At 50.9% G+C, this 13459-nt stretch carries 10 protein-coding genes; 5 read left to right on the forward strand and 5 right to left on the reverse strand.

What is annotated here, in order from left to right; translation table 11 throughout:
* Positions 1-103 precede the first annotated feature (103 nt).
* Positions 104-946: an alpha/beta fold hydrolase gene (locus tag BM123_RS10335; RefSeq protein ID WP_090168001.1), complete on the reverse strand. Its 843-nt coding sequence runs from the start codon at positions 944-946 to the stop codon at positions 104-106.
* A gap of 54 nt (positions 947-1000) precedes the next feature.
* Complete coding sequence (locus tag BM123_RS24685) at positions 1001-1132, reverse strand: hypothetical protein (protein WP_262490453.1); 132 nt, start codon at positions 1130-1132, stop codon at positions 1001-1003.
* 420 nt (positions 1133-1552) lie between these two features.
* On the opposite strand from BM123_RS24685, the gene BM123_RS10340 reads away from it, so the two are divergent.
* The 3 genes from BM123_RS10340 (at position 1553) to BM123_RS10350 (ending at position 4728) form a co-directional block, all read left to right on the forward strand.
* Positions 1553-2092: a Crp/Fnr family transcriptional regulator gene (locus tag BM123_RS10340; RefSeq protein ID WP_090168003.1), complete on the forward strand. Its 540-nt coding sequence runs from the start codon at positions 1553-1555 to the stop codon at positions 2090-2092.
* A gap of 322 nt (positions 2093-2414) precedes the next feature.
* A complete protein-coding gene (locus BM123_RS10345; RefSeq protein WP_139211838.1) occupies positions 2415-4049 on the forward strand; it encodes a T9SS type A sorting domain-containing protein in 1635 nt (544 codons plus the stop codon).
* Between the two features lie 103 nt (positions 4050-4152).
* The gene (locus BM123_RS10350) at positions 4153-4728 is read left to right on the forward strand and encodes a DinB family protein (protein WP_090168007.1); all 576 of its coding nucleotides are present in this window, start codon (positions 4153-4155) and stop codon (positions 4726-4728) included.
* A 262-nt stretch (positions 4729-4990) separates the two neighbouring features.
* On the opposite strand, the gene BM123_RS10355 is transcribed toward BM123_RS10350, so the two are convergent.
* The 3 genes from BM123_RS10355 to BM123_RS10365 form a co-directional block, all read right to left on the reverse strand.
* Positions 4991-7099 carry a carboxy terminal-processing peptidase gene (locus BM123_RS10355; RefSeq protein WP_090168009.1) on the reverse strand — a complete coding sequence of 703 codons (2109 nt, stop codon included), beginning with the start codon at positions 7097-7099 and terminating at the stop codon, positions 4991-4993.
* A 420-nt stretch (positions 7100-7519) separates the two neighbouring features.
* Complete coding sequence (locus BM123_RS10360) at positions 7520-8023, reverse strand: hypothetical protein (protein WP_090168012.1); 504 nt, start codon at positions 8021-8023, stop codon at positions 7520-7522.
* A gap of 47 nt (positions 8024-8070) precedes the next feature.
* Positions 8071-9072, reverse strand: a complete 1002-nt coding sequence (locus BM123_RS10365) for a hypothetical protein (RefSeq protein WP_139211839.1) — start codon at positions 9070-9072, stop codon at positions 8071-8073.
* 503 nt (positions 9073-9575) lie between these two features.
* Here BM123_RS10365 and BM123_RS10370 point away from each other — a divergent pair.
* Both BM123_RS10370 and BM123_RS10375 read left to right on the forward strand, forming a co-directional pair.
* Positions 9576-12299 (forward strand): TonB-dependent receptor, encoded by a 2724-nt coding sequence (locus BM123_RS10370; protein WP_090168015.1) that lies wholly within the window; start codon positions 9576-9578, stop codon positions 12297-12299.
* Positions 12300-12331: 32 nt separating this feature from the next.
* Positions 12332-13453: a DUF4249 family protein gene (locus BM123_RS10375; RefSeq protein WP_090168017.1), complete on the forward strand. Its 1122-nt coding sequence runs from the start codon at positions 12332-12334 to the stop codon at positions 13451-13453.
* Positions 13454-13459 lie beyond the last annotated feature (6 nt).

The raw sequence follows: 13459 nt of genomic DNA on the forward strand, positions 1-13459 counted from the left end.
GGACGATGGGCAGGGGAGTATTCCACAAACAGGTTCAATAAAAAAACGTAGAGACAGGGAGCGCCCTGTCTCTACGTTTTTTTTATTGAACGGGGTTGTTCACTCACCCCACAAAACTCTCCCTCCGCAGGAACGGCAGTAAGCGCTCCGCCGTCTCGGCTGCGTGGACGCTGCGGAAATCAGGGCAGCTGAAAGCGTCCGTAGCGCCAATGCCTTGCATCACCCGGTCAGCATCCGCGGCAGAGTGTAGAGGGTCTTGCAGGGAGCGGACGATGAGCGTCCGCCCGGTCGGGCGGCAGTTGCTGCAGGCCAATGGGTCCGGCATGGTGAGCAGCTGCTGAACGGAAGCCTTCATCACCGCAATTTCGGTAAAGTCCTTCTCCGTCATGGCCCGGCGCAGGGTTTTCTGGACCGACTTCAGCCGGGGAGAGACACACAACAAGCGGTACAGCAAAGGCGCGTAGCGCGTGAACGTTTTGATGTCAATAAAGGGAAAGACCCGGAAGTAAGCCGGCATCTTCACCTTTAGCACGGGGCAGAGAAGAATCAGTGACTCCGGCTTATTTGTCAGCTTGGCCCAAGACCGTAGAATAACGGAGGTGCCAACGGAAACGCCCAGCAAATGATAGGGGCGTTCCACCAGATTGAGAAAACGAGTAAGATCTTCTGCCATGGCCGTTACGGACAGGTCCGGAGCTTCCGTCCGGTACTGTGTTGCTTCCTTCTCGCGGGTTTCAAAGTAGAGCACGCGGTGCTTCTGCTGCAATACTTTGATGAAGGACTTCCAGTGCTTCAGTTTTGCCCGCCAGTTCGCCACAAACACCAGCAGTGGAGCTCCCGCAGGGCCGGGAAAAGACACCACCCGGTTGTTCACCTCTCCATTAGCGAAGTAATAGACGTTACTCTTTCCCTGAAGGGCTTGTAAAAAAGATTCGGGCTTGTGCATAACGGGCGGGATGTAGAAGAAAAAAATGACGGTAAGCGGGGAGGATCGATCTGTCTATCTCAGATCATCAATCATTTTGCTCATGAAGGGGTTAGTTACATCGTAATCGGCCCGGAGAATACGCGTTACGGGGCGGAAGAAGATGGCAACAGAAGTAGCGAAAAGGGTGATGGGAAGTAAAAGCATGAGTGTGTTGATTTGGTGGCAATGGAAAACTGCCGGGTGGTAGTGGTCGGGGATTGAGATTCGACCTAGCTTAAGCGCCGTTAGCGTGGTGCTAGGTGGTGCGGAACGAACTTCAGCATAGCCGTAGCTACGGTGGAGTTCGGGCCGTGCCGCATAGCGCCGCGACAACAAGCTTAAGGTGTGTCGAATCTCGGTTCCCGACCACTAGTAGTAGCCGGGAATAAGCTTCCCCGTTTGCTGCTTAATGCGGCTGGATCAGCATCCGTTACAGCAAGACATTTTGTGAGCTATTGAACAGCTGTATTCAGCCGCTTCGCCCAACTTTCACCATAGGGACGCCATGGGCATTCCGATTCCATAAACGAGAGAAACTTTTTTACTCCCGGTTCAGGAAGCCCCATATATCCTTAATTTTGGACCATGCTTTCTCCCCTGAAAACCCTCCACGACTATATCCAGGAGCACCAGCTCTGGCAGAAGACCATTGTGCTTAAACGGGGAGACTATCTCCACATGGCGGACGATCTGGACGACAACATCTATTACGTGGTTGGGGGGACGTTACAGTCCTTCGTGCTGGTCAATGACGAAGAGCAGATTATCCGCTTTGGGTATGAGGGAGATTTCTTTACGGCTATAGATTGTTTCATCAGTGGGCAACCAACGATACTGTACGCCCAGGCCATCAGGAAGTGTACGCTGAAGATGATCCGCAAATCAGATTACATCAAACACATCGCGGAGCAACCGGAGTTGAGTAGCTTGTGGCAGAACATCATGTCCTGGATGATCATCGGTCAGCTGGAGCGGGAAATTGATCTGTTAACCAATGATCCGGCGGAGCGCTACCGCAGAGTCCTGGAACGCAGCCCGCGGCTTTTTCAGGAAATTCCCGCTAAGTACATCGCCAATTATTTGCGGATGACGGCGGAGACGCTGTCGCGGATTCGTCGGTCATGATGAAAATTTCCATCTATTCTCGTTTGGTTATTTCTCTAAACCAACTTTAGCCTCTAACTTACCGGAGTACTAAAACATCAAAATATCAGGTATTGTACCTGGCACTATTTTATTCACCAAACAACCCAATTGAGTTATGTTTACTCCGCCCAAGATTACTACACCATGTAGGAATCGTACTAGCCTTTCTTTTCATTAATGGCTCCTTGTTTAGTCAGGCCTCTAATACTACTTGTGGTGTATTACCAGGCACAGCCACATCTGAGGCTAACAAAGCCATGACAAGATAATTGCCTATTGGCGCAGCTTATTTCCAGAGACTATGAACTCCTCTATTTTCCCGGGCATACTACTATCATCGCTTTTTGTGTTACTATTTTTTAGCGGGAGCGAAGCAGCTGCTCAAACTCCGTGCACCTTTAACGTAAGAACGGAGACAAGTCAGCTAAACACTATTTTCAATGCTGTGGTGCCGTATGAGAACAGCTATAAAACAGTTGGAATAGTTCGCAGTAATGAGTTCCCCCATCCAATCGGCTCGATAATTTATACCGCAGACTATACCGGAAATTACTTTGTCAACAAGACTGCTTACAATGATGAAAAAAGCCTGGAATCATGGGCAAGAGAGAGTTTCATCAGTAAAAGCGAACAACTATACTTTACGGGTTATGTCAACGGAACTGGTAGAGAGCTTTTACTCGGCAAGCATGACCTAAACTCAGACTCTCTTTTGATCCGTACCGTACCACACTTTTCTTATCCCGATCAAGGTTTTTTTACGGGAATCGGAGTAAAGGAAATTAATGAACAGTTCTTTGTTTATGGTAATTACAAAAGTGAACACCCGGACTTCTTTCAAGACGCTATTGTACTTGAAGTAGACTCTATGCTAAACTTAAACAAATCATTAATAATACAAGTATCACCTCTTTCCCAAACTTCTGTACAAGACCTATTAGCTAGAGACAATGGAAATATTCTAGTTTTATTTTGTGAAATCGAATCAGGTACGTTCTGTGAACCATACACAAAACTACATATACGAGAGTATGATCCTACCTTGAGTTTCTACTTACATGAATTTAGCTTTAACGACACCTCATTAATTTCTTCTTCCAACACCTCCTTACATGAAGCCCCTGACGGCTCCATCTACCTTCACGCCCAACGATTAACCTATTTAAATACTAATCCCAGGTGTAATGCTGCTTACTATGAAGATCCTCGAATTTTCAAATTTAACGACACCCTGGGGCTGGAGTGGGAAAGAGACTTCACCCGGCCCGATGATTTTGAGTGGGAGAGCCGAATTGCGGACATTGCACCTACCCAGGACGGAAATTTTGTTACGGTCTACAGTCAGGCTATTCCCGCCGACACTCCGGAACTAACTTTTCAAAAGGTCGTACAGCTCATTAAGTTTACGCCGGATGGCAAGCTCCTCTGGCGGCGATTGTATTCTGCCTTTGGGGAGAGCGATACGATTAGTGTTAACAATAAAATTTATGACCTCAAGCCGACTTCGGACGGTGGTTTCATCATGGTAGGAGAGAGTCAGCGGGAAATCACTAACTTCGAGACAGATACCACTGAAGCCTTTCGGCAACGCGGCTGGATATTGAAAGTAGACGCGGAAGGCAGACTGCGTCCTTCTTGCCTGGACACAACATCGGTGAGTGTACCTTGGAACTCAGCAGAAGTCGTAGGTGGAATAGCATTTCCCAACCCGACAAGCGATTTGCTCAACGTACAGCCCCGAGGGGATTGGGGACAGCATCTCGTTTTTTCCATTACGGACCAACTTGGCAGGCTAATCAGGAGGCATCGCGCCAGCATTCCTTTTACGGGCGAAGTCAACTACAGCATTGACGTAAAAAGCTTACTCCCCGGGGTCTACCACCTGACGGTGGAAGATGGAGAACAGCGCTGGGCGTCTACTTTTGTGAAGCGATGAGTGGGGCTGGATTACTTGATTAGCTAAATTCTTGCGTCAAATCAAGATTCACGCAATTCAGTGGCCAGAACTTTGCGGTATACTTTAACCAAAACAGTACCCGATGAAAGCTCGTTCCGCCCAGGACCTCCTCTCCCAACTCACCGAACGCACCCGCAGTAACCTGGCTGCCGGCCGGGACTTCCTTGCGCTCGATGACACCACCCTGCACCTGTCCCGCAGTACTGCGGGACGCCCCGATGCCTGGAATGCGCTGGAAAATTTTGCTCATCTGAATTACTACGGTGACTATTACCTACCCGAAATCCGTAAGCAAATCAACGCAACGAAGCACCGTACTAACACCGAAACCTTCACTTCTTCCTGGCTTGGCAATTACTTTGCCGCCGGCATGAAGCCCGGCCCACAAACGCGCAAGATTAATACTTTCAAAAAAGCCAACCCCGTTAACTTTGACCCCGCTCCGGATCGCTCCGCCATCGAGGAATTCATCCGCCAGCAAGAGGAAATACTGGAGCTACTCCAACTCGCCAGCCGCGTAGACCTGACGCGGACTAAAACCGGTACCAGCCTCTCCGAGCTCGTTCGCCTTCGGCTGGGGGATACGCTACGGGTGGTGATTTACCATAACTGGCGGCATGTGGAGCAGGCTCAACGGGCTTGTGTCGTTGCTGGTTGAGACGCTCCCGCGTCGAACGCGAACGGGGCCGAAGGCTCCCGGAGCGGGTATGCGCGGCAGCTTTGGATCGTGACGGGCTTACACAGGCAAAGTCGCTGCGCTCCCTTGCCTGATTCGGACCGGAGGTCCTCAACCGAGGTAGCCCAAAACCACTTCGCCTCCGGCAAATCATTACCGGAGGCGAAGTCCTAAAAGCCGCGAAGCGGCGTATACAAGGGAAAGCGCGCAGCGCCTTTCCCGTCTACATAAAAGCCTCAGGCCTTTACTCCAACTCCCGCATATCCGCAATAATGTTCAGCGCCTCCTGGATGTACACATCCTTGCCGACACCTTTCTTAAATTCATCGTTGCGAGCTTCCTTGGATTCATCGACCATGATTTCTTCCAGGTCGACTTCGATGTTAAAAACACCAGGGTTCACGACGTCGTCAAAGAGGTCTTTATACATTTCTGCTTCCGTCTTATTGGCGCGGTCCATGGCCTGATACTCCGTCAGTGAAAGCGGATAGGTCTTGCGGTCGCGCTGCCGCTTAACGCGCTTGGCGTTCTCGGCGATTTTCTGGAAGGTAGCATTAGAAGCAACCCGCTCGTTTGACTTTTCGCGGAGGGTTTCCATGAAGTCAATCTGATACACATTCTGGCTATAATCTGCCGCGTCGATCTTGGTCCACTTCAGGGGAGCCGTTTGCTGGCGCTCGCCGGTTTCCAACAGGGAGCGACTGTCGGGCAGCACAATATCGGGCTCAACACCACGTAGCTGGGTAGAGCCTCCGTTGATGCGGTAGAACTTCTGCATCGTCAGCTTGACGGTGCCGAGGGGCTTGATGTCCGTACGGCCGGGAATCGTGCGATCCAGATCGATGAAACGCTGAACGGTACCCTTGCCGAAGGTAGAGGTACTGCCGACGATGACGGCGCGGTTATAATCCTGCAGGGCCGCGGCGAGGATCTCACTGGCGGAAGCAGAGTATTGGTTAACAAGTACGACCAGCGGGCCGTCCCAGATCACGCTCGGGTCTTTGTCGCGGAGGATTTCCTTCCGGCCGCCACGGCCGGCCACCTGAACAACGGGGCCTTCGGGGATAAAGAAGCCGGTCATATCCACTACGTCGCGCAGCGATCCACCACCGTTGTTGCGCAGGTCAAGAACGATACCATCCACTTCGCGGTCTTTGAGCTTTTCGAGCTCAATCTTAATGTCTTTGGCGCTGAAGCGGCCGTCTTCGTTCTGGAAGTCGGCGTAGAAGCTGGGCAGATTGATGTAGCCTACTTTCTCGCCTTCGCCAGCTCCGTCCACGATGAGCGACTTGGCGAAACGATCGTCGATCACCACCACGTCGCGTACGATGCTGATCTCCTTGATCGTGCCATCGGGCTTCTTGATCTTCAGAAATACAGTGGTTCCCTTTTTACCACGGATGTACTGCACGACGTCTTCGACGAGCATATCCTTGATATCCACGGCTTCCTCTTCGCCTTCCTGGCGGACGGCCATAATGAGGTCTTCTTCTTCCAGTTCCTTGGCTTTCCAGGCCGGTCCACCCACTACCAGCGTAGCCACCTTGGTATAGGTATCATGGTTTTGCAGCGTTGCACCGATGCCTTCCAGTCGACCACTAAAGCGGATATCGAAGCTTTCTTTATCCTTCGGCCGGTAGTAGCTGGTGTGGGGGTCGAACATGCTCGTGAGCGCGTTCAGGTACTGGCTGCGGCGCATGGAAAGCTTGGCCTCCCGCATCCGTTCGAACCAGCCTTCGTAGCGTTCGAGGGTTTTCTTGCGCACCTGCTCTTCCACCTCTTTGGTGCTTGGCTTTACGGTAAGCTCTTCATCTTTTTGGTTTTCTTCTTCTTTCTGAATGATCTGATTCAGAATATCCCGGGTGATGTACTCCTCCCAGTAATTGCGCAGTGCTTTATCGTTGGCCGCCCAGCCGGAATCATCGTCCCGGACGGTGATTTCACCCCCGCGCTCCAGGTCGATGGGCTTACTCAGGATGTCCTTGAAGTATGCCTCTGTTTTATCGAGAGCATTTCCCCAGCGCTCCTGCACGAGGTCAAAAAATTCGTAGCTACCGGTTTTTACCTGATCGTCGACCATGAACTTGTTCGGGGCGAAGGCGGCGATGTCCTCCTGGGTGAAGAACAGACGGGCACCGTCCACATCGTTGAGGTAGTAGTCATAGGCACGGCCGGAGAACGCGTCATCGATCTTCATCGGCTGATAATGGAAGCGGGCCAGGTTCTGCATCATCGTTTGGATGATGACGGACTGTTTGTCGCCGGGAGGCGTTGGCTCAGGCAGGTAAGCGGCCAAAAAGCCAAAAAGTGCCATGAAGAGGGCGGAAAATAGGAGCGTACCTCGGGATTTCATAGATCATCATTTGCGGCCGGCGGTTTTGCCGGCTGGGGAAGCGATTTGCCGGACGAAAGCCCGGGAGTATACAACGGCCAAACACCCTTGATTATTAGGTAGAAAGAGCCGGTCAGCAAATTTAAGGTTTCGCTTCCGGACCTACCAACCCCATACGATGGTGTTTTGCGCCTGTGGGAAGTAAATGTTTGGCGGGGGGCGAGGGTTGAGTCAGGGGGCGACTTGGGCGGGTTTTAAGGGGAATTTAAGAGAGCGTTGTACGCTGGGTTGAGCTAGCTTACCTGTGCAAATTTGGGCGCGGACGCGGGTGCAAAAAAGCTTTTAGAGAGCAAAGGAAAGCAAGAGTATCCGTGAGGAAAAAGCAATTTCGCTTGTGTAAACTCCGAACACGGGCTTTGTTGAGATTGAACCCGTACACGCTCAAAACTTAATCGCTTCATCTTCTAATAGAAGGTAATTTTCAAATTTGATTAAGTCTTGAACAATCAGCCACCCGTTAGGTGTCAAATAAACGTCTCTATCCTGATTCGATTGATGGACTTGAAATGTTGCAAATTCTAAGATAACTCCCGCAACTAGATCTGATATTAGATGCGCACTAAGAATATTTTCACTCCTGCTTTTAATAAAAACCTTTGGAGAATCGTTAACAACGCGGTCAATCTCTCCTGAATCATACAACCAAATGCTATATGACTCTGACTCAAACAAGTAAATTGAACCACCAGTAAAAACGACCACTCTACCATCTTCAAAGGTATAAATCAGACTTTGATTATTCTTGTAAAAAATGTCGTGCTCGTCAAGTTCTACTTGTCCCTCTCTGTCTAATTCGTCGATAACCTCTTGAAAAGAATCAAGATTATAATATCTGAATGAATAAGGAACGCCTAACTTAGAATTTAAAAAATAGTCCTTAATCATACTCTGTCTATATTTATCAACTTTTAAACCGGAAAGACAATATCATTTTAGGTTCTGTCTTCACACTCTTCTTCTGCGTCAGAGGGTATGGAAGAAGGAATTAGATAAGACTGTTCGAAATCATTTGCCCAATTTTCAAAATTTGCTTCAATGACATTATAATCAAAGGAACACATCGTCCTATATTCAAGAGTTACCTCAACTAACCAATAGGGAAATCTCCTAGCATTAGTATAAGAATAATCTAGCTTATCAGCATTTTTTAAATTAGGAGGCGTGACTCTTGTAAGAAATTTAGGATTTCTAGCTGTATTTACTTTTTTCTGTACTCTTGCTATGTAAAATGGAATATTTTTTCTTGAACATTTCTCAATATCGTCAGGTGAAAATTCGATTCCAGACGGCAAGACCATAATTAGAGCATGCGAAATTGTTTCATTTGGCCTATAAACATTATTAGGGTCACTTAGATAATCTAAATACCTATTAAACTGAGTACTATTAATGCTCGTGTAATCAAAAAAATCATTCGCATATCGAGCCTTTATTTCTACCATTATAGGAGCATAAAAAGTTGTCGGAATAAAACTTTCCGAATCATCAAAGTCCCAAAAATAACCTTTTCCATAAGCATCTGGTTTACCACCGAAATTAGACGGACTAGTATTGTTATGAGGTAACCCTAGCGCATCAAGAACAATTTGTTCTTGAAGCCCTCCATATGTAAAACATCGATAGAAAGAATTGATTGTACTTAATTTGTGAGGGTAATTTTCTATAAAATCATCTTCAAATTGATTTCCAGCAGCAAAAAAATCCCCCCTATTGAATGGGCCACTATTACCAAGTGCTATTGCATTGATCACCCCGCTGCATCTACCGTCGTGGGACATCATAAGGCCACCCCGCCCTCCATCATGAACACGTATTTCTGTTCCAATCTGGGCCGAAACAACGGTGAAGTATCCGAAAAAAGAAATCAATAATAGTAAGTGCAAGGGTTTCATTAATAATGCTATTTTAGGTATTGAGAGGATAAAATTTTTCATCAAAAGGTAAATAGCTTTTGATAATAACCTATTTCAATTCTGGCCTAAACCTAATAAGATCAACTGACCTTACTAAACACAATACCTGAATTCAGACAAACCGGTAGCTTTTCATACTGAAACGTTGGTTCGGTGACCGACCGTAGTTTTATTTACACAGCTCCGGCGGGCTTTTACGCACTGCTAGTCAGCGGCTGAAGCCGCGACTACTGTAGCCTCGGCTTCAGCCGATGGCTAGCAAGCGTAGCGCTGACAAAATCATGGTGCATAAACTAGTGGGTTGTCAGGTAGATTTCCTACACTCGGCGGGCGAGCGAAACTCCTTCGTCGTAACGCTCGGCCGACGAGCTGACTAGCAACCCCATAAACCGCAGTGCATCACGATACAAAGCGGGCAAGACGGCCCTTATGTCCAGCACCCGACCAGAAGTTAAGGCTACCAACCCCTCACTTTTCTTAGCTTTGCGCTTTGTTTCCCGCCACCACCCCAGCCATATCACTAGATGAAACGACTACTTTCCCTTGCTTTTCTGGTCTTGCTATGCACCTGCGTTAGCGCCCAGAAAGACCTCACGCTTAACCTGACGGATGCTTCCATCACCCGCTCCGCCGCCCTGCAACGGATCAACGACGGCTTGCCCGTCCGCATCTTTTTCCAGGAAGACCAGCTGCCTACGGGGCCCATTGCGCTGGACCTGAAGGACGCCACCATGCGAGAGGCTCTCGACGCGATCCTTAAAAACACGGTACTCGACTTCATTGACTACCGCGACCGGGTGTACGTCATCGGTCCGGCCATTACCATCGGTACGGAGTTCGACGCTGCCTACTACGCCGCCGTGGCTGAGCGTATTGAAGAAGCCGAACCCGCCCCGGAAACCCGTCGGGGTGCCGCCAACGACGGCCCGGCCTACATCGGTACCCTGGAGAGCCTGGGCACCGACGGTATGGCCACCCTCAAAGGACAGATTACCGACCAAAACACGGGCGAGACCTTCATTGGCGCCACCGTGCAGGTCGAAAACAGTACAACGGCCACGGTGACCGATACGGACGGCAACTACGAATTAAAGCTTCGCCCCGGCAGCTATACGCTGGTGGTCAGTTACGTTGGCTTCGGCGCTAACCGCCGGGAGGTGAAAGTGAACGGCAGCGGCGACTACAACATCGCCCTGGGCTCCAGTGCTACCAACCTGCAGGAAATCGTGGTAACGGAAACGGCCGCTGATGCCAACGTGGATCGGGTACAGGCGGGCGTACAGCGCATCGACATGGCCCAGCTCGAAAAACTGCCCACTTTCATGGGCGAGACGGACGTAGTGAAAGCCCTGCTGCTGAATCCTGGCGTTAGCTCCATTGGGGAAGGCGCTTCGGGCTTCAACGTTCGCGGCGGTGAGATCGACCAGAACCTGCTGCTGATGGATAATGGCGCGCTGATTAATTCCAGCCACGCCCTGGGCTTTTTCAGCACCTATAATGCCGACCTGATCAAGAGTGTAGATCTTTACAAAGCCAATATTCCTGCTCGCTTTGGCGGACGCCTGGCGTCCGTACTCGACGTACAGATGCGCGACGGCAACTTCGATCACTTCCGCGTAAAGGCCGGCGTTGGTCCGGTAACCGGTAAGGTGATGCTCGAAGGTCCGATCGTGAAGGAGAAGAGCAGCTTCATCTTCGGCGCCCGTTCCAGCTACGCCAACTGGGCGATTCAGCTGGCCAGTGTACCGGAAGTAAAGGCCAGTTCGGCTTTCTTCTTCGACGGCAACCTACGGCTGACGCAGCGCTTTGGGGAAAAATCCACCCTCATCCTACAAGGTTATGGCTCACAGGATGAGTTCACTTACAATAACACCTTTGCCTTCGATTACCAGACGATGATGGGGCAGGCAAGCTGGAAACAAATTTTCAGTGATAAGCTATACGGCGATTTGAGTGTAGTCTACAACGATTACACCAGCAGCCAGAGCGACCTGCGTACGCTGACGGCGGAGCAGGTGGACAACGGCATCCGCTACCTGACGATCAAGCCCACCATCAACTACGAGGCCAATGAGAAGCTGAGCGTTGAGGCGGGGCTGGACATCAATCAATACTTCGTCAATCCCGGTGAGCGGACGCGCGCATCGGAGGAGTCTTTGGCCACCGAAAGCAGCCTGGAAGAAGAACAGGGCATGGAGGCCAGCCTCTACGCCAGTGCTGATTTTGAGATATCCGAACGCTTCAGCGTAAGTGGTGGCTTCCGTTTTACGAACTACCGCTTTCTGGGCCCCGGCACGGAGTTTCAGTACGAAGACGGCATCCCGGCCCGGGGCCGGATCACGGATTCCATCCGCTTCGGTGCGGGCGAGCTGATCGAGGCCTACAACGCCTTTCAACCACGGGTAAGCGCGCGCTTCCGCCTGACGGGTAAGGCTTCCATCCGGGCCGGCTACAGCCGGACGGCACAGTTCCTGAACCAGATATTCGTGAGCGACTCCCCTACCCCGAGCTCTCAGTACCAGCTCAGCACGGGTTATATCCCTCCCTTCCTGTCGCACAACTTCTCTATAGGTTACTTCCTTAACCTGGAGGATAACAATGTAGAACTGGGCGCGGAGGTCTATGGCCGACAAATCGACCAGTTGTGGGATTACCGGGACTTCGCCGAAGTAATCGTCAACCCCAGCCTGGAGACAGAAATCCTGATCGGCGAAGGCCGGGCCTACGGTTTGGAGCTGAGCGGCAAGCGTAAGGTCGGTGTGCTTAACGGGCTGGTGAGTTACACCTACAGCCGTACGGAGCGGCAGATTCCCGGCATCAACAACGGTAACTACTACAACAGTAATTTCGACAAGCCGCACAACTTCGTAGCAACCATCAACTGGAATCCCAACAAGCGAAACACCCTGACGGCTAACTTTACCTACGGTACTGGTCGGCCCGTAACGGCACCAGTGGGTAACTACCGGGTGGAGAACGGACTTTTTGTGCCCGTGTACAGTAACCGCAACGAAGTCCGCATCCCCGATTATCACCGCCTGGATCTGGCTTACACTCTGGGCAAGGGCTATAATAAGACGAAGACTTTCCAGACCAGCTGGACGGTATCCCTCTACAATGTCTACGGACGCAAGAACGCCTTCTCTGTCTTTTACACCCAGGCGCCTGATCAAACTAATGTGGCCAACCGGCTGGCCGTATTAGGTACGGTATTCCCAGCCATTACCTTTAACATCGAGACACGCTAAACCGGCTTACCTCCACCCCCAACCCAAGAAAAATGAAAAACCAAGCAATCAAACTGACGGCCCTGTCCCGGGTGTTCGCGCTGATCATTTTCTCTCTGCTAAGTGTTGCCTGTCTCGATGAGATCGACCTGGCGCAGGGCGCTGCCCTGCCGGACGGCATCGTTGTCCAGGGCCGGCTAAACGCTGACGTGGAAACCGGTAGTGCCGACGTTCAGGTACGGCTCGAGCGTTTATTTCAATTCGAGAACTCCAACCGGCCGGATCAGGTAGTAACCGCTACGCTGACGCTGGAGAACAGTGACGGGCAAACGCTTTCCCTTCCCTTCCGGGACGGTGCTTACCGGGCAACCGTTGCTTCCGGAGATGCTTCATTCCAAATAGCTCCCGGTGTAGGTTACCGCTTACGGGTACAGACCAGGGAAGGCGAAGAGTACCTCTCCGCCTTCGACGTATTACCTCCACCACTGCAGGCAGAGTCCGCCGGAGCAAGCATCGGACTCACTACCGTTGATGATCTCAACGGCAACCCTTCTCAGGAACTTGCCATCTTTTACGACATCACCGCTCCGGTACGGTACTCAGACGGTAGTCCTACCTTTCTCCGCTGGACACTGGAGCAAACTTACAAGGTAACGGACACCCCGCAGGTTGGCCCTAACCGGGATAATCCTCCCAAGCCCTGCTACGTCAGCATTTCCTTCGAAAGCGATGAGCTTTTCCTCTTCAACAGCCTGGAACAATCCGGCGATCGGGTGGAGAACTTCCCGCTGGCTTTTCAGCTGGCGGACTTTCGGTATGCGGAAGGCAACGTGATGACGATCATTCAGGAAGCCATCAGCCGGGATGCCTACGAATACTTCAACCAGGTTAATCAGATTGCCACCCGGGATGCCAGCCTTTTTGAGCCGCCCGGCGGTCCGGTTGTAGGTAATGTCATTGACGTAAACGGTACAACGGCCAACGTATTCGGTTTCTTCTACGCCGCTAACCGTACCGTAGCCCGCGTAGCCGTATCACCGGAGGACGCGATGAACCCCAATTTGTTCTGTCCCCTCCTACGCTCCCCCTCTCCTTTCCCACAACCTAACTCCTGTGACGACTGCGAAAGCCTCTCCGGGTCTGAAATCGTCAAACCGGACTTCTTCCCCTTCTAGACCGCT

Origin of the sequence: Neolewinella agarilytica, from assembly GCF_900110645.1 — a bacterium.
Classification (GTDB): Bacteria; Bacteroidota; Bacteroidia; order Chitinophagales; family Saprospiraceae; genus Neolewinella; species Neolewinella agarilytica.

Bases quoted from the DNA above. Each gene is read 5' to 3' on its own strand.
- BM123_RS24685 (WP_262490453.1), bottom strand. From the start codon at position 1,132: ATGCTTTTACTTCCCATCACCCTTTTCGCTACTTCTGTTGCCATCTTC.
- BM123_RS10375 (WP_090168017.1), top strand. From the start codon at position 12,332: ATGAAAAACCAAGCAATCAAACTGACGGCCCTGTCCCGGGTGTTCGCG.
- BM123_RS10355 (WP_090168009.1), bottom strand. From the start codon at position 7,099: ATGAAATCCCGAGGTACGCTCCTATTTTCCGCCCTCTTCATGGCACTT.
- BM123_RS10365 (WP_139211839.1), bottom strand. From the start codon at position 9,072: ATGAAAAATTTTATCCTCTCAATACCTAAAATAGCATTATTAATGAAA.
- BM123_RS10345 (WP_139211838.1), top strand. From the start codon at position 2,415: ATGAACTCCTCTATTTTCCCGGGCATACTACTATCATCGCTTTTTGTG.
- BM123_RS10350 (WP_090168007.1), top strand. From the start codon at position 4,153: ATGAAAGCTCGTTCCGCCCAGGACCTCCTCTCCCAACTCACCGAACGC.
- BM123_RS10335 (WP_090168001.1), bottom strand. From the start codon at position 946: ATGCACAAGCCCGAATCTTTTTTACAAGCCCTTCAGGGAAAGAGTAAC.
- BM123_RS10370 (WP_090168015.1), top strand. From the start codon at position 9,576: ATGAAACGACTACTTTCCCTTGCTTTTCTGGTCTTGCTATGCACCTGC.
- BM123_RS10360 (WP_090168012.1), bottom strand. From the start codon at position 8,023: ATGATTAAGGACTATTTTTTAAATTCTAAGTTAGGCGTTCCTTATTCA.
- BM123_RS10340 (WP_090168003.1), top strand. From the start codon at position 1,553: ATGCTTTCTCCCCTGAAAACCCTCCACGACTATATCCAGGAGCACCAG.